Below are 21,098 nucleotides of genomic sequence, written 5' to 3'. Positions count from 1 at the left end.
CCGGTCAGCCCAGAACCGGGAAGTTGGACCTGATGACGCTCAGCGGGTCGCGGGCGCGCTTGAGGTCGCGCAGCCGGGCCAGCGTCTCCGGCGAGAACGCCGCCGCCGCCTGCTCCCCGCCGTGCAGCATCGTGAACGGACGCCGCCCGGTGCTGAACGGCACCAGCGACTTGCCGAGCCGTTCCATCCGCTCCGCCACCTCCGGCGACGGCAGGCCCAGCGCGTGCACGAGGTACGGCTCCGCCAGCCGCTCCACCGCGCCCCCGCCCTCGACCGGCCTGGCCACGGCCCCGCCCAGGTGCCGGACCTGCACCGCCAGCAGCGGCTCGATCGGCTCGCCGGCCAGCACACCGGCGACCTCGTCGTCCAGCCTGGTCAGCAGCTCGGTGTGGCCCACGCCCGGGCTCGGGTCGACCGGCTCGTCGCAGATCGAGGCCAGCTCGGCCACCGGCAGCCGCCGCCTGGTGTCGGCGATCGCCCCGCCCACCGCCTCGAACGGCCGCAGCAGCGCCCCGGGATCGGCCCCGAGGTAGGTGCAGTCGGCCATGACGAAGCCGGGGGCGCCGGGCGGCGTCAGGAGCTGGAGCCACACCGACAGCTCCTCCGGCGCGTCGGCGGTGACCTCGCGGAAGGCCGCCATGACCTGCTCGGCGCGGTCGGCCGGCCAGATGATCCGGCCGCCGTACAGCATGGGCGCGGGGTGCAGGTCGAACTCCAGCGCCGTCACGATCGCGAAGTCGCCGCCGCCGCCGCGCAGGGCCCAGAACAGCTCGGGGTCGCGCTCGGCGGTCACCCTGACCCGGCCGCCGTCGGCGTCCACGGCCTCGACGGCGCGCACGCTGTCGGCGGCGAAGCCGTACTTGCGGCTGAACCAGCTCAGGCCGCCGCCCAGGGTGTAACCGGTCACGCTGACCACCGGCGAGCTGCCCGCCAGGCCGGTCAGCCCGAGCGGGCTCGCGGCCGCCAGCACCTCGCCCCACTGCACGCCCGCGCCGACGCGCGCCACGCCGTCGCGGATCTCCACCCCGCCCAGCCGGCCGGTACGCAGCAGGATCGTCCCCTCGGTGTCGCCCGACGCGCCGTGGCCGCTCGGCTGCGCGGTGACCGCCAGGCCGTGCAGGCGGGCGTAGCCGATCACGGCGGCCACGTCGTCGGCGTCGGCCGCCTCGACCACCGCGCGCACCGGCTGGTCAACTGCCACGTTCCAGGGACGTCGCGCCTGGTCGAAGCCGTCGTCGCCGGGGAGCAGCACCGGGCCGGCCGTCATGTTCCTCAGTTCGTTCATGTGATCGATGATGCGTCATCCCACTTGCGTGGGAATTGGGGTTGACTTGAGGTCTGTGGAGTTCAGACTTTTCGGGCCGCTTGAGGTGGACGACGCCGACGGCGTCCGGCTCGACCTCGGCACCCGCAAGCAGCGCGCGGTGCTGGCCATGCTGGCGCTGGAACCGGGCCGCATCGTGCCGCTGGACCGGCTGATCGACGAGCTGTGGGCGGGGGAGGCCCCGGCCAGGGCCACCGCCACGCTCCAGGCGTACGTGTCGCACCTGCGGCGGGTGCTCGAACCCGGACGCAGGCCGCGCACGCCGCCCCGGGTGCTGCTCACCCGCGAGCCCGGCTACCTGCTGGACATCGCGCCCGGCCAGACGGACGTCGCCCGCTTCGCCTCCTGGACCGCCGACGGCGCCCGGCTGGTGCGGCGGGGACGGCACGGCGAGGCGGCGCGGGTGCTCGACCGGGCGCTCGGCCTGTGGCGCGGCCAGCCGCTGGCCGAGTTCCCCGGGCTCGCGCCCGAGGTGCCGGCCCGGCTGGAGCAGCTGCGGCTGGCGGCCGAGGAGGACCTGCTGGAGGCGCGGCTGGAGCTGGGCGAGGCCACCGTGCCCGACCTGGAGGCGCTGGCCGAGGCGTACCCGTACCGGGAGCGGGCGTGGCGGCTGCTGGTGCTCGGGCTCTACCGGGCGGGCCGGCAGGCCGACGCGCTGGCCGCCCTGCGCCGGGTGCGCGGCCTGGCTGGCCGGACGGCTGGGCATCGAGCCGGGACCGGAGCTCAGACGCCTGGAACAGGCCGTCTTCGACCAGTCCCCGGCGCTGGACGTCCCCGGCGCGACGACCGCCCGCCCGGCGGCGGACCGGAGGGCGGAGGCCGCCCCGGAGCCGCCGACGGTGGCGGGCCGGCGCGCCGGGGAGCGGCTGGTGGGACGGGAGGCGGAGCTGCGGACCCTGGAGGAGCTGCTGGGCGCGGCGCGGGCCGGGCGCGGCGGGCTGGCGCTGGTCACCGGCGAGCCGGGCATCGGCAAGACCAGCCTGGCCAGGGCCGCCGCCGACCTGGCCGCCGCCCGCGGATTCCGGGTGGAGTGGGGCAGGTGCCTGGACGACGCCAGGGCCCCGGCGTTCTGGCCGTGGACGCGCGCGGGCATGATCCCGCCGTCGCCGCACGCCGAGCTGTTCGACCTCTACGACGCCGTGCTCGACTCGCTGCGCGGCGGCCCGCTGCTGCTGGTGCTGGAGGACCTGCACTGGGCCGACGCCTCCTCGCTGAAGCTGCTCGGCCACGTCGCAGGCGAGCTGGCGGGCACGTCCGCCCTGGTGCTGGCCACGCTCAGGCCCGAGCCGGACGGCCACCCGGCCCAGCTCCGCGAGACCCTGGCCGCCCTGTCCAGGGAGGGCCGCAGGCTGCCGCTCGCGCCGTTCGACGCCGACGGGGTGCGCGACTTCCTGCGCCTGCGCGAGGTGAGCGCCGACCCCGGGGAGCTGCTCGACCGCTCCGGCGGCAATCCGTTCTACCTGACCGAGCTGCTGCGGCTGCCCGAACGTGAACGCCATCTCGTCCCGCCCGGCGCACGCGACGTGATCGCCCGCAGGCTCGCCAGGCTGCCCGGGACGACGCTGGACCTGCTCAGGGCCGCCGCCGTCGCGGGCCGCGAGGTCGAGGTGGACCTGCTGGCCGCGCTCGTGGAGCAGCCGGTCGAGGACGTCATGACCGGCCTGGAGCCGGCCCTGGCCGCCGGGCTGCTGACCGAGGCCGCCGGCTACCGCTTCTCGCACGCCCTCGTCCGCCAGGCCCTCGACGCCGGCCTGACCACGCTCGCCCGCGCCCGGCTGCACCTGCGCGCCGGCCTGCACCTGGAGAGCGTGCCCGGCGCCGACCCGGCGCTGCTGGCCGACCACTTCGCCGCGGCGGCCCGGCTGGGCGGCGCGCCCAAGGCCGTCACGCACGCCTGCGAGGCCGCCGCCCAGGCCGCCGCCCGGCACGGCCACCAGGAGGCCGTCGAGCTGTGGGAGCTGGCGCTCGCCCACCTCCCGCCCGGCGACTCGCCGCGGCGCTGCCGGCTGCTCACCGAGCTGGGCCGGGCCCGCCGCAGCCTGGGCGACGCCGCCGGTGCCCACCGCGACCTGGACGAGGCCGTCGCCCAGGCCCAGCGGCTCGGCGACCGGGACGCGCTGGTGGCCGCCGTCTCGGTGTTCGGCGGGCTGTCGGTGTGGAACTGGCGGCCGTACGGCGTCGTGGACGAGACGATGGTCGCGCTGCTGGAGGACCTGCTCGCCGGCGGCCTGGACCCGGCGTCCAGGGCGGCGCTGCTCGGCACGCTCGGCATCGAGCTGCACTACGGCCCGCGCCGCGCGGAGGGCGAGCGGCTGGCGCTGGAGGCCGTCGATCTGGCCCGCGGCCTGGACGACCCGATGGTGCTGGCCAAGGCGCTGAACAACTACCTGATCGCCGGGTTCGTCCCGGGCCGCAACGACGCGCGGCGCAGGGCGGCCGAGGAGATGCTGGCCGTGCCCGGCCTGCCCAGGGAGGCCCGGCTGGTCGGGCGCGTCCTGCGCATGTCGTGCCTGCTGCGCGCGGGCGACCTGGCCGAGTGGGCCAGGGACCTGGACCGCTGCGAGCAGCTCCTGCACGAGGTCGCCCGGCCCGAGCTGGAGGCCATGGTCCGCGTCTCCCAGACCGCCGCGCACACCCTGCACGCCCGCTGGGACGAGGCCGAGGCCCTGCTCGGCCGCTTCCCCGGGCTCGCGTTCGGCGGCAGCCTGTGGGGGATCGAGGCGCGCCGCCTGGGCACGCCCGACCCCGCCGAGCTGTACGAACGGCTGCTGCCCAGCGCCGGTCAGCTCATCGTCATGGGCATGGGCAGCGCCGCCTGGGGCTCGGTGCACGACGTGCTGGCCGAGCTGGCCCGGTGGCTCGGCCGCGGACGGGAGGCGCGCGAGCACAACGAGGCCGCCGTCGAGCTGCACCGGCGGCTCGGGCTGACCTACTGGGAGGCGCGCAGCCGGGGGTGGCGTCCCGGCTGACTGTCGGACCCGCCGCGTATCGTGATCTCATGCCTGACATCGAGGTCGCGGGCCGTTCCGTCCGCGTCACCAGCCCCGACAAGGTGGTCTTCCCGCAGTCCGGCCACACCAAGCTCGACCTGATCCGGTTCTACCAGGCGGTCGGCGAGGCGGCGCTGCGCGGCGTGCACGGGCGGCCGATGGTGCTCAAGCGGTTCGTCCACGGCATCGAGCAGGAGGCGTTCTTCCAGAAGCGCGCGCCGGCCAAGCGGCCCGACTGGATCGAGGTGGCCGAGCTGCGCTACCGGTCCGGGCTGAGCGCCGAAGAGGTGGTCTGCACCGATCTGGCGCAGTTGCTCTGGGTGGTCAACCTGGGCTGCGTCGACCTCAACCCCCATCCGGTCCGCGCCGACGACCTGGCCAGGCCCGACGAGCTGCGCATCGACCTCGACCCCGTCCCGGGCGTCGAGTGGGCCGACGTGCTGGCGACCGCGCAGGTGGCGCGCGAGGTGCTGGCCGACCACGGGCTGGTCGCCTGGCCCAAGACGTCCGGGTCGCGGGGCTTCCATGTCTATGCCCGGATCGACCGGCGGTGGTCGTTCGCCCAGGTGCGCAAGGCGGCCGAGACCGTGGCGCGCGAGGTCGAGCGGCGGGCCCCCGACCTGGCGACCAGCCGGTGGTGGAAGGAGGAGCGCCACGGCGTGTTCGTCGACTTCAACCAGAACGCCTACGACCGCACGGTCGCCTCGGCGTACTCGGTGCGGGCGGTGCCCGACGCCCGCGTGTCCACCCCGCTGAGCTGGGAGGAGGTGCCCGGCTGCCGGCCCGAGGAGTTCACCGTCGACACCGTGCCGAAGCGGCTGGCCGAGCTCGGCGACCCGTGGGAGGACATCGACCTGCACGCCGGCTCGCTCGACGGCCTGCTGGAGCTGGCCGAGGAGCTCGGGCCCGCGCCCAAGCCGCCCAAGGGCAGCGGGCGCAGGCAGCAGACCATGCCGGTCATCGAGATCGCCAGGGCCCAGCACAAGGAGGAGGCCCTGGCCGGGCTCGACCGCTGGAAGGCCCGCCACCCCGAGGTCGCGGCCCTGCTGGAGCCCGCCGACGTGCTGGTCGACGGCATGCGCGGGCGCAGCAGCGTGTGGTACCGGATCCGGGTCAACCTCCAGCACGTGCCGGAGGGCGAGCGGCCGGCGCAGGAGCCGCTGGAGGTCGACTACGACCCCTGGCAGGGCGCGGGCGGCCCCTGACTCCTCGCCGGCGAGTGGAGGTCAGCGTCCGGAGACGAGGTTGCCGAGGCGGGCGTACAGCGAGGTGCCGGTGCCGCGGTCGTTCTCGTGGCGGTCGGCGGCCCGGAACAGCGTGTAGATGAGCTGCACGCCCGCCCACCGCAGCGGCTCCGGCTCCCACTGCCGCACCTGCCGGCCCACCCACGGCAGCGCCGTCAGCTCGGTGTCCCGCCGCAGCACCAGGTCGCGCAGCGTGCGCCCGGCCAGGTTCGTGGTGGTGACGCCGCTGCCGACGTACCCGCCGGCCCAGCCCAGCCCGCTCGCGTGGTCGAGGTGCACGGTCGAGCACCAGTCGCGCGGCACGCCGAGCACCCCGCACCACGAGTGCTGCACCCGCGCGTCGGCCGCCGCCGGGAAGAGCTTCACCAGCATCCGCCACAGCAGCGCCACCGTCCGCGCCTGGGTGGCCCCCCGGCGGTCGGTCCGCGACCCGAACCGGTACGGCACCCCCCGCCCGCCGATCGCGATCCGGTCGTCTGCCGTGCGCTGGGCGTAGACGTAGGCGTGGGCCTGGTCGCCGAGCAGCTCGTTCCCGGCCCAGCCGATGTGCTTCCACACCTCGGCGGGCAGCGGCTCGGTGACGATCATGGAGCTGTTCATCGGCAGCCACTGCCGGTGCTGCCCGGCCAGTGACGCGGTGAAGCCCTCGGTGGCGCGGATGACGTAGTCGGCCGAGACGATGCCGAGCGGCGTGTGCGCGGTCGCCTTGCCGCCGCCCACCCGCGGCCGGATCTCGGTCACCGTCGTGCCCTCGAAGACGTCCACGCCCAGCGCGGCCACGGCCGAGGCCAGCCCGACGGCGAGCTTGGCCGGCTGCACGCGGGCGCAGTGCGGCGAGTACGCGGCCTCCAGCGTGCCCGCCACCTGGAGGCGTTCGCGCTGCTCGTCGCGGCCCATCAGCCGCATGTCGTCCTCGCCGTAGCCCCAGGAGCGCAGGTCGGCGACCTCCTCGCGGAGCCGCCGCCGCTGGGCCGGGTTGGTCGCCACGTGCACGAGACCGCCCTTGTGCACGTCGGCGTCGATGCCCTCGGCGCGGGTGACGTCGATGACCTCGTCCACCGCGCGGAACATGGCGTGCTGGAGGTCGATCATGGCCTGCCGGCCGCGGGCCTGGGCGTGCCGCTCGCGGGAGCCGGCGAACTCGGCCGACAGCCAGCCGCCGTTGCGCCCGGAGGCGCCGAACCCGGCGAACTCCTTCTCCAGGATCGCGATCCGCAGGTCGGGCTGGGCCTTCTTCAGGTAGTACGCCGTCCACAGGCCGGTGTAGCCGCCGCCGACGATCGCCACGTCGTACTCGCGGGAGCCGGGCAGCGACGGTCGCCTGGCGGGCAGGCCGATCTGCCGGTACCAGAACGAGACGCCCCCGTTGGCGTAGTCGTCGGTGAGCGGGATGCCTGTCATGACTGTTCTGCCTCCACGGCTGCTACGTGCCCCTCCGCTGATTCCCCGTCCGCTCTGTCCCCGGCGGACGGGGTGGGCGGGCTGATCACCCAGAGCACCTCGGCGGTCTCGTCGCCGTCGTTGACCACCCGGTGCGGGACCGACGTGCGGTACTCCACGCTGTCGCCGGGCCCCAGCGGGTGCGCGGCGGCGGACCCGGCGGGGCCCAGCCAGAGCGTGAGGCTGCCGCGCAGCACGAGGAAGATCTCCTGCGAGTCGCCGTGGGTGTACGGCTCGTCGCCGGTGGAGGCGCCGGGGTCGAACTCGCCGGCGTACATCTCCACAGTGCGCAGCGGGCGCTGGGAGATCAGGAACTTGCGGGTGCCCGGGGCGGTGGCCAGCTCGGGACGCTCGGCGCGGCGCACCACGCGGTGGGCGGGCTCGTCGTCCTCGTTGAACAGGTCGGCCACGGTGATGCCGAGCGCGGAGGCGATCCGGCGCAGCATGCCGATGCTCGCGCTGGTCTGCCCGCGTTCGAGCTGGCTGATGAAGCTGGGGCTCGCCTTGGCCTCGCCGGCCAGGGCGCGCACGGTCATGCCGCGCATGCCTCGGTAGACCCGGATGCGGGTGCCCAGGTCCGTCATCGAACCTCTCGATCGGTCAGGCTGAACAAGTTGTTCAGTGACGGTACCGACGGCGGAGAAAGCCCAGCAAGAGGGGGGTGCCTAACGAATCGGTAACCGGTCCCAGCCGTAGGTCGGCGCGAGCGGGCTGCGGGTCAGCCGCGGGTCGGCCGCTGGTAGCCCTCGTCGCCGCCGTAGACGCGCACCGACGGGTCCCGTTCGGGCTGCGTGGCCGGGCTGGTCGGCGAGGCGGTGTGCTCCTCGGCGAAGTCGTCCGAGGGCACCGGCGGCGGCGGGAACAGGTAGTCGTGCCAGGTGATCCGGCCCTTGGGGTCGGCCTCGGTGGTGAACGCGCCCGCGCGTTGCGCGGCGGCCAGCCTGCCCGGGATGCGCACCGGCAGGCACAGGCGGCTCAGGCGGCGGGCCTCCAGCCAGGTCCTGGTCAGCTCCTCGGTGCCGAGCACCTGCGGGCCGCCGTACTCGAGGACGGCGCAGGCCGGGCCGCCGGCCAGCAGCGCGGCCAGGCGGCCGGCGACGTCGTCCACGTGCACCGGCTGCCACGGCAGCGAGCGGTCCATGGGCAGCACGGGCAGCGCCGCCAGGTCGCGCAGCAGCCGGTCCACCGACTGGTGGAACGGGGTGGCGCGGACGACCGTCCAGGCCATGCCGCTCTCCCGGACCAGCCGTTCGGCCTCCAGCTTGTGGCGGTGGCCGGGCGCGCGGTCCGCGCCGACGATCGAGGGCAGCAGCACGTGCGCGGCCCCGGCCGCGCGGGCCGCCGCGGTCAGCGTGCGGGTGCCGGCCAGGTCCACCTGGGCGCGGCCCTGCCGGCCGCCGGTGGCCAGGTGCGCGACGGCCTCGACCTGCCGGACGGCCTCGGCGACGCCCTTGCCCGAGGCCAGATCGCCCCACACCCACTCCACGCCCCCGCGGTCCTCGTGCCGGGTACGGCTGAGCGCCCGTACCCGATGTCCCGCCTTGAGCAGGACTGGCACGAGGGCCCTGCCGAGGGTGCCGGTGGCTCCTGTGACCAGAATGCGCATGCCGGGTCCATACCCGCGAATCCCCAGAGATGACAATGATTTTCGTGACGAGGTCTGTGGACGGCGGTGCGGGGTAGAGCCGCCAATATGGCTCGTATCGCATCCGAATCCCTGATCGAACGGCTCGCCGAGTGGGGCGTGGACACCGTCTTCGGCCTGCCGGGCGACGGCATCAACGGCATCATGGAGGGGCTGCGCCGTCATCGTGACCGGGTGCGGTTCGTGCTGGTGCACCACGAGGAGGCCGCCGCCTTCATGGCCACCGGCTACGCCAAGGCCACGGGACGGATCGGCGTCTGCCTGGCCACCTCCGGCCCCGGCGGCATCCACCTGCTCAACGGCCTCTACGACGCCAAGCTCGACCACGTCCCCGTGCTGGCCATCACCGGCATGCAGGAGACCGCCGTGCTCGGCACCGGCTACCAGCAGGAGGTCCACCTCGACAAGCTGTTCGCCGACGTGGCCGAGTACAACATGATGATCACCAACCCGGCCCAGCTGCCCTCGCTGGTGGACCTGGCCGTCCGGACGGCCTACGCGCGGCGCGGCGTCGCCCATCTCACGCTGCCCAACGACATCCAGGTGGCCGACGCGGGGGAGGATCCGTACCGGACGGTCGCGCCGGTGCGCGCGCCGGAGACCGCGCCGATCTACCTGCGGCCCCCGGGGCTGCCCCGCCGGGAGGACCTGGCGCGCGCCGCCGAGGTGCTCAACGCCGCCGAACGGCCCGCCATCCTGGCCGGGCAGGGCGCGCTGCACGCCCGGCAGGAGGTGCTGGCCGTGGCCGAGGCCCTGGGCGCGCCGGTGGTCAAGACGCTGCCCGGCAAGGCGGTCGTCCCGGACGACTCGCCGTACACGACGGGCGGGATCGGGCTGCTCGGCACCAAGCCGAGCGAGGAGCTGATGGACGAGGCCGACGTCCTGTTCATGATCGGCACGAACTTCCCCTACTCGAAGTTCCTCCCCGAGCCGGGCAAGGCGCGGGTGGTGCAGTTCGAGGCCGAGCCGACCAGGGCCGGGGCGCGGGTGCCGACCGACGTGCCCGTGGTGTGCGATGCCAAGGAGGGCCTGCGCGAGCTGCTGCCGCTGCTCACCCGGCGCGGCGGCGACGGGCACCTGGCCAAGTACCAGAAGCTCATGGCCAGGTGGCGCTCCGACATGGACAGCCTGGAGAACCCCGACAGGGACCCGATCGCCCCCCAGTACGCCATGTCCGTCCTGGACGACCTGGCCGCCGACGACGCCATCCTGACCTGCGACAGCGGCACGATCGCCACCTGGGCCGCCCGCCACTGGACGATCCGCGGCGGGCGCGAGTTCTACCTGTCGGGCACCCTGGCCACGATGGCGCCCGGCCTGCCGTACGCCATCGCCATGCAGCACGCCTTCCCCGGCCGGCAGGTCATCGCCTACGTCGGCGACGGCGGCTTCGCGATGCTGATGGCCGAGTTCCTGACCGCCGCCCAGCACCGGCTGCCGGTCAAGGTCGTCATCAACAACAACAACTCGCTCGGCCAGATCCTGTGGGAGCAGATGGTCCTCGGCTACCCCGAGCACGGCGTGCGCTTCGCCCAGCCGGAGGCCGACTACTCGGTCTGGGCCAGGGCGTGCGGCGGGTTCGGCGCCAAGGTCACCAAATCCGGGGACGTGGCCGCGGCGATCAGGCAGGCGCTCGCCCACGACGGCCCCGCCCTGGTGGACGTGGACGTCAACCCGAACGAGCCGCCCATGCCCGGCAAGGTCTCCTACGACCAGGCCAAGAGCTTCGCCCAGGCGTTCCTGAAGGGGCAGCCGCACAAGGCGGCCATCGCGACCACCCTGTTCAAGGACCGCATCCAGAAGTTCACCGACTGACCGCCGTCCGGCGGCCGGTCAGGGGGCCCGGCAGGCGGCGGCGATCCGGGCGGCGGTCTCCAGCAGCGGGTCCACCAGCCGGGGCAGCTCGCGGGCGCGCCGCGAGGCCAGCACGATCCCCACGGCGGCCACCGCCCGCCCGTCCACGACGACCGGCGCGGCCGCCGAGCACGAGCCGAGCGTCATCTCCTCGTGCGTCAGCGCGTAGCCCTGCGCCCGCACCGCCGCCAGCTCCCTGGCCAGCCGGCCCGGCTCGGTGACGGTGTGCGGCGTGGGCCGTTCGAGCGCGCGGGCCAAGTACGCCTGCACGAACCACTCCGGCTCGAAGGCCAGCAGCGCCTTGCCCACCCCGGTCGGGTGCATCGGCAGCCGCCCGCCCGTGCGCGAGACGATGGGCACGGCCCGCCTGCCGTACACCTTGTCCACGTACAGGACCTCCAGGCCGTCGCGGACGGCGAGGTGCACGTTCTCGCCGGTGGTGGCGAACAGCTCCTGGAGCCAGGGGTGCGCGCGGCCCTGAAGGCTGCCGGGCGCGAGCTGGCCGAGCTCCCACAGCCGCAGCCCCACCCGCAGCCGCCCGTCGGGGGAGCGGCTGAGCGCCTGCCACTCCTCCAGCTCGGCCACCAGCCGGTGGGCCGTGCTCAGCGGCACCCCGCTCCGCCTGGCCAGGTCGGTCAGCGTGAGCTGCGGATGGGCCGCGTCGAACGCCCCCAGGATGGCCAGCACCTTGGACGTCACCGTCTGCCCCGGACGCCGGGCTCCTCCGGACATGACCACACTCCTGCGCACATCTTCCACTCAGTGGAAGAGGCTACTCGGCTCCGGGGGCCGGCAGGCAGCAGACTTCCCTCATGCGAACTCAGGTCGGGATCATCGGCGCGGGCCCCGCGGGCCTGCTGCTGTCTCATCTGCTCCACCTGCGCGGCATCTCCTCGGTGGTGCTGGAGAGGCGCAGCCGTGCCTACGTCGAGCGGCGGGTCCGCGCGGGCGTCCTGGAGCAGGGCACGGTGGACACGCTCGTCGAGGCGGGCGTCGGCGCGCGCCTGCTGCGCGAGGGCCTGCCCCACCACGGCATCGAGCTGCGGTACGGCGGCGCGGGCCACCGCATCGCCTTCGACAAGCTCGTGCCCGGCCGGGCCATCACCGTCTACGGGCAGCAGGAGGTCGTCAAGGACCTGATCGCGGCCCGGCTGGCGGCGGGCGGCGACCTGCGGTTCGAGGTCGAGGACGTCGAGGTGCACTCGCCGGAGTCCGAGCCGTACCTCACCTTCGGCGGCGAGCGGCTCGACTGCGACGTGATCGCCGGGTGCGACGGCTTCCACGGCGTCTCGCGGCCGAGCGTCCCGGACGGGGTCCTGGAGGTGTTCGAGCGGGAGTACCCCTTCGCCTGGCTCGGCGTGCTGGCCGAGGTGGCGCCCTCGGCGGAGGAGCTGATCTACGCCAGGACCGAGCGCGGCTTCGCGCTGCACAGCATGCGCTCGCCCACGGTCAGCCGCTTCTACCTCCAGGTCCCGGCCGACGCCGACGTGGCGCAGTGGCCCGACGAGCGCGTCTGGGCCGAGCTGAAGGCCCGGCTGGAGACCGTCCCGGGCTTCGAGCTGGCCACGGGCGAGATCATCGAGAAGGGCGTCACGCCGATGCGCTCCTTCGTCGCCGAGCCCATGCAGTACGGGCGGCTCTACCTGGCCGGGGACGCCGCGCACATCGTGCCGCCGACCGGCGCCAAGGGGCTGAACCTGGCCGTGGCCGACGTCCGGGTGCTGACCGAGGCGCTGGCGGCGTTCTTCGAGCACGGCTCGCCGGAGCTGCTCGACGGCTACTCGGCGGCGTGCCTGAAGCGGGTGTGGCGGGCGCAGCACTTCTCGTGGTGGATGACGACGCTGCTGCACACCTTCGACGAGGACGACGCGTACGGGCGCCGGCTCCAGACCTCCTACCTGGACTACGTCACCTCCTCGGAGGCGGCGGCGACCACGCTGGCGGAGAACTACGTCGGACTGCCCTTCGACTGACCGCGCGACTGACCGCACGACTCACCCCGCCGCCCGCCCCCCGGGCGGGCTGACCTCGGGCGATGCCTTAAAGTTGGCGCGTGGTTTTCGAGGAGGGCTGGGCGCACGCGCCCCTGCGGTGGTTGATGGACACGCTGGGCCATGCCCAGCTCGCCAGGATGGAGTCCGAGCCGGCGCTGGTCGCGGCCGTGGATCAGCACGCGGCGCTGCTGCGTGACGCGATCCCGCTCGACCGCGAGACCCTCGGCGACTACCTGCTGGGCTTCCTCGACGAGCTGCGCCACCGCGGCTGGATCTTCAGCGGCGACCACGACGCGCCCGCGCTGCGGCTGACGGCGGTCTGCTGGCTCGCCCGCGAACAGGGCTTCCTCGCCGAACCCGCCTGAGCCTGCGCCGGGCGTCCCCCGCTCAGACGGCCACCACCCGGCACCGGGCCCCGCTCGCGGCCGGCCCGCGAGGCTCATGCCCGCCGACCGCGCCGCTCACGGCCGGCCCGCGGGGCTCGCGCCCGCCGACCGGCCGTCCATGAGGGGTCCGCGTGACCGGGCGCTTGTCCCGGCCACACGGAGCTCAGCTCTCCGGCGGGATGTCCGCGCGGGTCGCCCCGCCGGTCGTCCCGCCGCTCGGGCCCATGGTCGGGCCGGTCGTGCCGGTCGGGCCGGTCGTGCCGGGCGCGCCGGGTGTGGTGCGGGCCGGTTCGGCGGGCCGGGCCATCGAGCGGGCGTCCTCACGCCCCCGCTGGTACGCCTCGGCGTGCGCCCTGGCCTGCGGCGCCTCCGCCTCGATCCGGCCGATCCAGCGCTCCCAGCGCTGCTGCATCGGGCGGACGAGCCCGCCGCCGAGGCCGATGGCGATGATCGCGCCGATGGTGGCGAGCACGGTGATGAGCACCGGGGTCGTGACGGTCGTGGCGACGCCGATCTGGTTGAGCGCGGCGATGATGCCCAGCGCCCAGATGAAGACGGCCGCCGCGATGCCGAGCCAGCGCCCGTACGACAGCCCGCCGAGCGCGCCGTCGACGAGATCCCGGACGGCCCGGGCGATCGCCCCGGCGATCACGATGATCACGATGGCGACCACGGCCTTGGGCAGCCAGCCCACCACCCCGTTGAGCAGCGCCGAGATCGGGTTGGGCCCGAAGACGCTGAAGGCGATCTGCAGGGTGATCAGCAGGATCGCGTAGTAGACGAGCTTGGCGAGCAGCCCGCTGGCGTCGTACCGGCTGCTTTCGAGCCAGCGCTGCACGCCGCTGCGCTGTACCGCCCGTTCGAACCCGACGCGGTCGAGGATCTTGTCGACGAGCTTCTGCAGCGCCTTCGCCACGATCCACCCGATGATCAGGATCACCAGGAACGCGACCAGCCTGGGCACGAACGTGGCGACCTGTCGCCAGGCGTCCGTCAGGCCTTGGCCAATATTGATGTCCACGGTTTCCTCCAGGACGAGGAGCCAATGGAGTCGCGGTACCCGGCTGAACTGGGACTATGCACGCATTGCTACCAAATTTTCGCGCAGTGTTACATTTGTACAAGTGCGCGCAGGGGTCAGGAGAGCCGGCGGAGATCCATCTGGAAGTTCTGGTGCCAGGTCTGGCCGCCGTCCACGGTGGTCTCGCCGATCTCGTGCCAGGTGGTGCCGGTGAACGTCAGCGTGTAGCGGCTGGTGTAGGCGGGCGTCTGGAGGCTCCACTCGAAGGTGTCGTCGCCGACCACCGGCACCACCGTGGTGACGTAGCCGCGCGAGAACGCCTCCCAGCGGTACTGGCCGCTCGCCTCGGAGTAGTTGATCACCGCCAGGGCGCTGTCCACGATCGTGCGCGGGTCGGCCTTGTCGCGGCCCTGGCCCTCGACCGAGATCACCAGGTCGCCCGCCTGCCGGCGCACCCGCTCGGTCTGCAGGAACTCCTGCCGGGCGCCGGAGGGCGTGACGGTCCAGCCCGCCCCCGCCCACGTGCCGATCATGAACGACAGCCGCCGCATGGCCTCCGCCTGCCCGACCGGCGCGGCGGACGTGCGGGCGGCCGTCGCGGGGCCGGGGGAGAGCAGGGCCGCCAGCAGGGCGAGCGGCAGGAGCAGGCGGACCAGTGACTTCATCAAGGCGTCCTCGTCAGTGAGCGGCTGATGCCGAGCCGGGGGTGAGCGGTCAGGTAGAGGCCGGTGGCGGCGTCGTACAGGTCGTTGGCGTCCATGCGCATGGGGGCCAGGGTGCTGCCGGCGGGCGTGACGTTGCGCAGGGCGCGCAGCCCCGCGTCGTGGGCGGCGGTGACCAGCTCGCTCATCGGCGCGGTGCCGCCGGCGGTGGTGGCGTCGGTCAGGTCGGACAGCCCGGCCGTGATCGCGGCGAACGCGTGGTCGGACCTCCCGCCCCTGACCAGGTGCTGGGCCAGCCAGAAGTAGCTGGCCCGGCCGCGGTACTGCCGGTAGACCGAGGAGACCATGGTCAGCAGCCGCTGGTAGGCGTTGCGGTACAGGGACTCGTAGAAGCCCTGGGCCTCCTGCTCGCTCACCTCGCCGCGCTCGGTGGCCGTGATCGAGGCCGCGGCCAGCAGGGCGCTGTACATGGCCAGGTGCACGCCGGTCGACAGCAGCGGGTCGAGGAAGCAGGCGGCGTCGCCGGCGATGCGGTAGCCGGGGCCGCAGAAGGAGCCGGCCACGTACGAGAAGTCCTGCTCGACGCGCACCGGGCCGGTGAACCTGCCGATCAGCCCCGCCACGGTCGGCGACTCGGCCACCACCGCGTGGAACATCTCCTCCGGCGACCGGTAGTGGGGACGCCGCTCCAGGAAGCGCGTCTGGTGGGTGACGAAGCCGACGCTGAACACCTCGCCGCGCAGCGGGATCACCCAGTACCACCCTTCCGGTGAGGAGATCACGTTGATGCCGCCGCCCGGCGTGCCGGGAAGGAGGTCGCCGCCCTGGTAGTAGCCCCAGATGGCGACGTTCCTGAAGACGTCGTGCGGTCGTCGGTCACGGAAGTGCTGCGCCGACAGTACCCCGGCGCGTCCGGAGGCGTCGACCACGTGGTCGAAGCGCTCCAGGCCGCGGTCCCACTCGGCGGCGCAGGCGCGGCCGTCCTCGAACAGCACGCGCCTGACCCTGGCCTGCTGGATCACCTCGACGCCCTGGGAGGCGGCGTGGTCCAGCAGCACCTGGTCGAAGTCGTCCCGGTCCACCTGCCAGGAGCGCACCTCGGGGCCGAAGGTGGCCGCCCAGTTCACCGTCCAGTCGCGCTCGGCGCCCCAGCGCAGCAGCAGGCCCTCCTTGACGGGATAGCCGCGCTCCTCGATCTTCTCGTGCGCCCCGGCGTAGTCGATGATCGTCCGGCAGGACGGCGAGACGGACTCGCCGATGTGGTAACGCGGGAAACGTTCGCGTTCCAGGAGCCGGACGTCCATTCCGTTGCGGGCCAGCAGCGTCGCGGCGATCGAGCCCGCCGGGCCGCCGCCGATCACTAATACCTTGGTCATCGCGAGCCCTTCCACAATCGATACGTATTACGCAGTGACGGGCCCGGCGTGCGGGGCCCAATACGTAGGCCGATACGTATATTCCGGCGTTATTCTGGACCGCCGGCCCGGCCTGTTCGATGATGCGTCTGAGTTCCGTTCCGTCTTTCTTCAAGGAGCGCGCATGGGATTGAACCTCCGGCTGGTCGTTCCCCTGGTCTACGCCGCCGCGGTGGTCGTGGCCTTCCTGATCGGCAAGACGGTCGGCTCGGTGGTCGTCATCGCCGGCGCCGTCCTCGTGGCCCTGTTCTTCGTGCTGTCCGGCCGGTCACGTCAGCGCGAATAGGGCCCCCCACGGGTCGCGCACGATCGTCGCCCGGGGATGCCCGGGGGCGGTCGTGGCGCCCAGCCGGGCCGCCGTCGCGGCGGTCGCGGCACGGTCGGCGGTGGCGAAGAACGTCATCCACTGCGGCCGCGCCCCCGTCCCCTCGCGGACCTCGGGCGCGACGCCGAGCAGGTCCCGGTAGAACCCGGCCCCGGCCGACCACAGCTCGTGGGCGCACCACGTGCCCGGCTCGCCGGCCAGCACGATCCCGGCCGGCCGGTGCCCCTCCCAGAAGCCGACGGCCGCCCCCGCCGGGTCGGTCGCGAACAGCACGCGCCCGTCCTCGCCGGCCGCCATCGGGCCGAAGACGACCCCGCCGCCCAGCTCCTTCACCCGTACGGCCACGGCGTCCGCGTCCGGGGCCGCCAGGTAGGTGTTCCAGGAGGCGGGCAGGCCCGGCGGCACCCGGCCGAAACCGGCCACGACCCGGCCGCCCAGCTCGACGAAGGAGTAGCCGCCCTCCTCGCGGAAGGTCCAGCCGAACAGCTCCCCGTAGAAGGCCCGCGCGCCGGCCGGGTCGAGCGCCCCGTAGTCCACCCAGCACGGCTCGCCCGGCTCATAGTGCTGGTGAATCGGCACGCCCGGCCTCCTCTTCCGCTTCGTCCGCCTCCAGGGCCGACAGCCGCAGGTGCTCGGCGACGATCGGCGCCACGACCCCGGGCCGCTCGATCAGGCACAGGTGCCCGGCCCCGGGGACGGTGACCGTACGGCACCGGGGGACCGACTCGCGCAGCAGCGCCGCGCCGGCCCGGAACGTCGGCATGTCCCGGTCGCCCACGACGACCAGCGTGCGCGCCCGGATGCCGCGCAGGTCCGCCACCGTGTGGACGTGCCTGCTCAGCCCGTGCATCGCGCCGTCGCGCAGCTCCCGCCACGAGTGCCGGGCCACGATCGCCCGCAGCCCGGCCCGCAGCCCGGGATGGTCCTCGGTGCCGCGGAAGATGTCCGGCGGGGAGGACATCCACAGGTCGGCGAGCTGCTCGCCGTCCGCGCCCATCCGGGCCAGCCCGGCCAGCGCCCGGTAACGCTCGGCGGTGCCCGGCTCGGGAGGCGCGCCGGCGATGGTCGGGGAGCCGACGACCAGCCCGCGCACGTCACCGGGGTGGTCGACGGCCAGCTGCAGCGCGATCATCGAGCCGATCGACTCGGCCACCACCAGCGTGGCCGACTCCGCCCTGGCCAGCGCGGCCAGCTCGGCCGCCAGCGCGGGTAGCGACGTGCCCGGCCGCAGCGGCCCGGACCGCCCGTGCCCCGGCAGGTCCACGCCGACGTGCCGCCAGCCGGGCAGCAGGTTCCACAGCGGCTCCCACACCGAGGCGTCCATCGTGTAGCCGTGGATCCACAACACGGCCCGGCCCTCGCCGGTCGAGCGCACGTACAGGCTCATGAGCACGCTCCGGCGGAGGCGGGGACGGGGGCGAAGCCCTGGCAGAAGCGGCGGAAGGCGATGACCGGCGTGTCGCCGGCGTCCAGCCGCTGCGGTGCGCCGGTGTCCAGGTGGTCCCAGACGACGCGGTCCTGGTCGAAGGCGTAGCGGGCGCCGTGCACGAGCGCGGGCAGCGAGTCCCGCTGGTCCGGCCGCACGCCGATGGCCACCCGTCCGACGCAGCCCGTCCCGTCCGGCACCGCGCCGGTGACGATCGTGTACGGCGCCGACTCCGTGCCCAGCTCGGTCACCACGAGATGGGGGCTGTAGGCGCGGGCCACGAACCGGGAGGCGAAGTCCAGCCGCCGCTCCCGCTCCCACGGCGGCGCCTTGGTCCGGAACTCGCCCTCGATGACCAGCTCGTCGTGCCCGCCCATGCTGACCCGCATGCCGCGCACCGAGGGCACCAGGTGCACGGTGCCGAAGTGCTGGGCGTCGAAGGCGTTCTCGACGACGTACTCGGCCGGGACCGTCACCGCCTGGTGCACCGCCGCCACGATCACCAGGTCCTCGGCCGCCTGCTTGATCGCCTGCTCGAAGCCGCGGTCGTCGCCGGGGTCGCCGGACAGCCGGGCGAACAGCGCCGCCCCGGCCCGCAGCGTCCGCAGCTCGCCCACCGACCAGCGGCGGCCGGACCCGCCCAGCGAGACGCGCTTGCCGTGGAAGGGGCAGATCACGCAGTCGCCGTCCAGCTTGCCGCCGTAGGCCAGATGGGCGCCCCGGTGGGGGCAGGTGGCCTCGAACACCCGGATCCGCTCGCCGTCGCGCACGGCCATCAGGCGTACGCGGCCCAGCCGCAGCGGGGTGAGCCCCGGGCCGATCTCGTCGTCGAGGGCGAGCAGGAACCACCCGCCGTGCAGCTCCCCGTTACCGGCCGTCATCTCTCCAGCGCCCCAATCACCTCTGTGGCCGCGCGCTCCCCGCTGGCCATCGCCATGTGCGCCATGGGCGGGCCGGACAGGCCGACGGTGGCCTCCCCGGCGAAGAAGACCGTCCCGCCCAGCGGCTCGGCCCAGGCCGGGGACGCCCACAACGTCCCCACGCCCGGGTAGGTGTACGCGCCGCCCGCCCACGGGTCGGCGCCCCAGTCGGACACCACCACCTCCGGCTTCAGCCCCTTGGTCCACGGCAGGGCGCGGGCCAGCAGCGCGGCCAGGCCGCCCGGCTCGGCCCACGCGCGCCGGGCCGCCGCGGCGGCCCGGCCCTTGGCCATCACCAGCACCTCGGTCCGCCCGGCGGTCGTGCTGACGAACCCCAGCCGGCCGCCGGCGTCGAAGACCACGACGGACTCGGGGGCGGCCACGGGATAGGCGGCCAGCCCGCACCAGGCGTCGCCGGGCCGCAGCTCGTAGGCCGCCGCCTGCTTGCGCACCGGCAGGTCGTCCAGCACGAGCCGCCCCTCGGCGACCACCGGCGGCGGCACGGTCACCACGGCGGCGGCGGCGCTCTCCACGCGCCCCGCGGCGGTCAGCGCCCGCACCCGGCCGGGCGTCCAGGACAGGCGGACGACCGCGTCGCCGAGCCGCACCCGCAGCCCCTCGGCCAGCCGCGCGGGCAGCCGGTCGAAGCCGCCGGGCAGCGCGAACTCGCCCCGCCCCGACCGGTCGGCCCGGCGCAGCGCGGCCAGCGCGGGCGCGCTCAGCGCCTCCGGCTCGGCCGCCCAGTTCTGCCTGAACCACTCCGCCGCCGGCTCCAGGGCCTGCGGGCACTGCGCGGTCTCCTCCTTGAGCCACGTCGCGACCGGCACGTCCCAGGGGCTCGCGCCCGCCAGGCGGCGCAGCGGCTCCCGGGCCGCCCCCGACGTCAGCCGCTCCTCCAGCAGCGGCGGCGTGGGCCGCAGCGTGGTCAGCGGGCGCGGCCCGCCGGGCAGCAGCACCCGGGCCGCGCGCCGCGGCACCGGCACGGGCGCCTCCAGGCCGGGCAGCGCCCCGATCGGGTTGCGGTCGCCGTGGATCACCTGCGCGCCCAGCTCCAGCAGGGTCGGCCGGTGGGTGCGGATCCGGCCGCCCACCCGCTCCCTGGCCTCCAGCACCGCGACCGCCAGCCCGGCGGCGGCCAGGCGCGCGGCCGCCGCCAGCCCGCTCACCCCGGCGCCGATCACGACGACGTCAAGCTCTGCCACCGGCACATCCTCTGTAGTAGTTTGTCCTCGGCCTGATCACGAGGAGACGCCATGACGGCACCCCGCACGCTGCCCGGCCACCTTGCGCACCCGTTCTCTCCTCGCGGGCGGCTCGACCCGTATCCGGCGTACCGCTGGCTGCGCGAACACGATCCCGTGCACTTCGACGTCACCTCGCGCATGTGGCTGCTGACCGCGCACGCCGACTGCGCGCTCGCGCTGCGCGACCCGCGCTTCTCGGCCGCGCTCGGGCAGCGGGAGCGGGTCAGGGACGACGAGCTGCCGCCGTCGATGCTGACCACCGATCCCCCCGAGCACCAGCGCCTGCGCTCGCCCGGCGCGCTGCTGATGGGCCCGGCCGCGGTCCGCGGCATCGCCGGCGACATCGAGGCCGGGATCGGCGCGGTGCTCGACGGGCTGGCCGGCCGGGAGGAGATCGAGGCCACCGCCGACCTCGGCGAGCCGCTGGCCACCGGCGTGCTGGCCAGGCTGTTCGGCCTGCCGGCCGCCGACGTACCGGCCTTCGCCGGGCTGGCCGCCCGCGTGTCGGTCAACCTCGACCCGCTGGCCGGGCCGCAGGCCGCCGCGGCCGGGCGGGCCGCGATGGGCGAGCTCACCCGCTTCCTCGGCGAGCGCGCCGACGCCGCCGCCGGGGCCGCCCGGAACGGGCCGGGCGGCTCGCCGTTCGGGCGGCTGGCCGCCGACGACCGGCTGACCAGGGCCGAGATGCTCGGCATCGCCGCGCTCACGGTCGTCGGCGGATGGAAGCCGCTGGCCGAGATGGTGGGCAACGCCCTCCACTGGCTGCTGCCGCGCGACGAGGCCGCCGGCCTGATCAGGGACGGCGGCCCGCAGGTGGCCGAGGCGGCCGTCGACGAGCTGCTGCGGCTGGAGTCGCCGATCCCGTTCACCGCCCGGGTGACCACCGAGGCGGTCCCGCTGGACGGCGGCGTGATCCCGGCGGGGGCGCGGGTGCTGGCCCTGGTCGGGGCGGCCAACCGCGATCCGGCGGTGTTCGACCGGCCCGACGAGCTGCTGGTCACCCGGTTGCCCAACCCCCATCTGGCCTTCGGCGCGGGCACCCATCTCTGCCTGGGCGCGCCGCTGGTCAGGCAGGCCGGCGGGCTGCTGCTGAGCGGGCTGCTGGAGCGGTATCCCGGGCTGCGCCGCACGGGGAAGCCGCCCGCCTGGGCGCCGGGCCTGGTGCCCAGGAGGCTGACCGGCTTCACCCTCGCCATCTGAGCCCCTTC

The 21,098-nt window shown here is 74.6% G+C and carries 19 protein-coding genes and 1 pseudogene; 8 read left to right on the top strand and 12 right to left on the bottom strand.

Translation table 11 applies throughout. The annotated features are described in order from the left end of the window. Window positions 1-4: 4 nt before the first annotated feature. Window positions 5-1,285, bottom strand: coding sequence for an FAD-binding oxidoreductase (locus ABT158_RS24125; protein ID WP_352356871.1), 1,281 nt, complete (start codon window positions 1,283-1,285; stop codon window positions 5-7). 7 nt (window positions 1,286-1,292) lie between these two features. Between ABT158_RS24125 and ABT158_RS24120 the strand changes: the two are divergent. From ABT158_RS24120 to ligD, 3 genes and pseudogenes are all read left to right on the top strand, one after another. Next, window positions 1,293-1,994 (top strand): annotated as a pseudogene (locus tag ABT158_RS24120) (AfsR/SARP family transcriptional regulator); the annotation flags it as partial. Between the two features lie 199 nt (window positions 1,995-2,193). Further along, window positions 2,194-4,293, top strand: coding sequence for an ATP-binding protein (locus ABT158_RS24115; protein WP_352356869.1), 2,100 nt, complete (start codon window positions 2,194-2,196; stop codon window positions 4,291-4,293). Window positions 4,294-4,322: 29 nt separating this feature from the next. Then, window positions 4,323-5,519: a non-homologous end-joining DNA ligase gene (ligD, locus tag ABT158_RS24110; protein ID WP_352356867.1), complete on the top strand. Its 1,197-nt coding sequence runs from the start codon at window positions 4,323-4,325 to the stop codon at window positions 5,517-5,519. 21 nt (window positions 5,520-5,540) lie between these two features. Here ligD and ABT158_RS24105 read toward each other — a convergent pair whose 3' ends face one another. The 3 genes from ABT158_RS24105 to ABT158_RS24095 all read right to left on the bottom strand — a co-directional run bounded on the left by ABT158_RS24105 (window position 5,541) and on the right by ABT158_RS24095 (window position 8,604). Next, window positions 5,541-6,959 (bottom strand): NAD(P)/FAD-dependent oxidoreductase, encoded by a 1,419-nt coding sequence (locus ABT158_RS24105; protein WP_352356865.1) that lies wholly within the window; start codon window positions 6,957-6,959, stop codon window positions 5,541-5,543. Further along, the gene (locus tag ABT158_RS24100) at window positions 6,956-7,582 is read right to left on the bottom strand and encodes a helix-turn-helix domain-containing protein (protein ID WP_352356863.1); all 627 of its coding nucleotides are present in this window, start codon (window positions 7,580-7,582) and stop codon (window positions 6,956-6,958) included. The genes ABT158_RS24105 and ABT158_RS24100 overlap by 4 nt, the downstream gene beginning before the upstream one ends. Window positions 7,583-7,716: 134 nt before the next feature. Then, window positions 7,717-8,604, bottom strand: a complete 888-nt coding sequence (locus tag ABT158_RS24095) for an SDR family oxidoreductase (protein ID WP_352356861.1) — start codon at window positions 8,602-8,604, stop codon at window positions 7,717-7,719. A gap of 87 nt (window positions 8,605-8,691) precedes the next feature. On the opposite strand from ABT158_RS24095, the gene ABT158_RS24090 reads away from it, so the two are divergent. Then, window positions 8,692-10,458 carry a thiamine pyrophosphate-dependent enzyme gene (locus tag ABT158_RS24090; RefSeq protein ID WP_352356859.1) on the top strand — a complete coding sequence of 589 codons (1,767 nt, stop codon included), beginning with the start codon at window positions 8,692-8,694 and terminating at the stop codon, window positions 10,456-10,458. 18 nt (window positions 10,459-10,476) lie between these two features. Here ABT158_RS24090 and ABT158_RS24085 read toward each other — a convergent pair whose 3' ends face one another. After that, window positions 10,477-11,229, bottom strand: a complete 753-nt coding sequence (locus ABT158_RS24085; RefSeq protein WP_352356857.1) for an IclR family transcriptional regulator — start codon at window positions 11,227-11,229, stop codon at window positions 10,477-10,479. Between the two features lie 80 nt (window positions 11,230-11,309). On the opposite strand from ABT158_RS24085, the gene ABT158_RS24080 reads away from it, so the two are divergent. Both ABT158_RS24080 and ABT158_RS24075 read left to right on the top strand, forming a co-directional pair. Beyond that, complete coding sequence (locus ABT158_RS24080; RefSeq protein WP_352356855.1) at window positions 11,310-12,470, top strand: 4-hydroxybenzoate 3-monooxygenase; 1,161 nt, start codon at window positions 11,310-11,312, stop codon at window positions 12,468-12,470. Window positions 12,471-12,550: 80 nt separating this feature from the next. Beyond that, complete coding sequence (locus tag ABT158_RS24075) at window positions 12,551-12,856, top strand: DUF6401 family natural product biosynthesis protein (protein WP_352356853.1); 306 nt, start codon at window positions 12,551-12,553, stop codon at window positions 12,854-12,856. A 184-nt stretch (window positions 12,857-13,040) separates the two neighbouring features. Here ABT158_RS24075 and ABT158_RS24070 read toward each other — a convergent pair whose 3' ends face one another. The 3 genes from ABT158_RS24070 to ABT158_RS24060 all read right to left on the bottom strand — a co-directional run bounded on the left by ABT158_RS24070 (window position 13,041) and on the right by ABT158_RS24060 (window position 15,936). After that, the gene (locus ABT158_RS24070; protein ID WP_502911564.1) at window positions 13,041-13,892 is read right to left on the bottom strand and encodes a mechanosensitive ion channel family protein; all 852 of its coding nucleotides are present in this window, start codon (window positions 13,890-13,892) and stop codon (window positions 13,041-13,043) included. 122 nt (window positions 13,893-14,014) lie between these two features. Next, on the bottom strand, window positions 14,015-14,563 hold the full coding sequence (locus ABT158_RS24065; protein WP_352356849.1) for a hypothetical protein: 549 nt from the start codon (window positions 14,561-14,563) through the stop codon (window positions 14,015-14,017). Then, a complete protein-coding gene (locus ABT158_RS24060) occupies window positions 14,563-15,936 on the bottom strand; it encodes an NAD(P)/FAD-dependent oxidoreductase (RefSeq protein ID WP_352356847.1) in 1,374 nt (457 codons plus the stop codon). The genes ABT158_RS24065 and ABT158_RS24060 overlap by 1 nt, the downstream gene beginning before the upstream one ends. A gap of 163 nt (window positions 15,937-16,099) precedes the next feature. Here ABT158_RS24060 and ABT158_RS24055 point away from each other — a divergent pair, with 163 nt between their 5' ends. After that, window positions 16,100-16,261, top strand: a complete 162-nt coding sequence (locus tag ABT158_RS24055) for a hypothetical protein (RefSeq protein ID WP_352329725.1) — start codon at window positions 16,100-16,102, stop codon at window positions 16,259-16,261. On the opposite strand, the gene ABT158_RS24050 is transcribed toward ABT158_RS24055, so the two are convergent. The 4 genes from ABT158_RS24050 to ABT158_RS24035 are packed head-to-tail and all read right to left on the bottom strand — an operon-like array spanning window position 16,244 to window position 19,848. Next, a complete protein-coding gene (locus ABT158_RS24050) occupies window positions 16,244-16,879 on the bottom strand; it encodes a VOC family protein (protein WP_352356845.1) in 636 nt (211 codons plus the stop codon). The genes ABT158_RS24055 and ABT158_RS24050 overlap by 18 nt on opposite strands. Next, window positions 16,857-17,687 (bottom strand): alpha/beta fold hydrolase, encoded by an 831-nt coding sequence (locus tag ABT158_RS24045; protein ID WP_352356843.1) that lies wholly within the window; start codon window positions 17,685-17,687, stop codon window positions 16,857-16,859. The genes ABT158_RS24050 and ABT158_RS24045 overlap by 23 nt, the downstream gene beginning before the upstream one ends. Next, window positions 17,684-18,607, bottom strand: coding sequence for a Rieske 2Fe-2S domain-containing protein (locus ABT158_RS24040; protein WP_352356841.1), 924 nt, complete (start codon window positions 18,605-18,607; stop codon window positions 17,684-17,686). The genes ABT158_RS24045 and ABT158_RS24040 overlap by 4 nt, the downstream gene beginning before the upstream one ends. Continuing rightward, window positions 18,604-19,848, bottom strand: a complete 1,245-nt coding sequence (locus ABT158_RS24035; protein WP_352356839.1) for a flavin monoamine oxidase family protein — start codon at window positions 19,846-19,848, stop codon at window positions 18,604-18,606. The genes ABT158_RS24040 and ABT158_RS24035 overlap by 4 nt, the downstream gene beginning before the upstream one ends. A gap of 51 nt (window positions 19,849-19,899) precedes the next feature. Here ABT158_RS24035 and ABT158_RS24030 point away from each other — a divergent pair, with 51 nt between their 5' ends. Then, a complete protein-coding gene (locus ABT158_RS24030; RefSeq protein WP_352356837.1) occupies window positions 19,900-21,090 on the top strand; it encodes a cytochrome P450 in 1,191 nt (396 codons plus the stop codon). Window positions 21,091-21,098 lie beyond the last annotated feature (8 nt).

It is taken from the genome of Nonomuraea sp. NPDC001636 (assembly GCF_040298265.1).
Classification (GTDB): domain Bacteria; phylum Actinomycetota; class Actinomycetes; order Streptosporangiales; family Streptosporangiaceae; genus Nonomuraea.
This window is presented reverse-complemented; position numbering and strand designations above follow the sequence as displayed.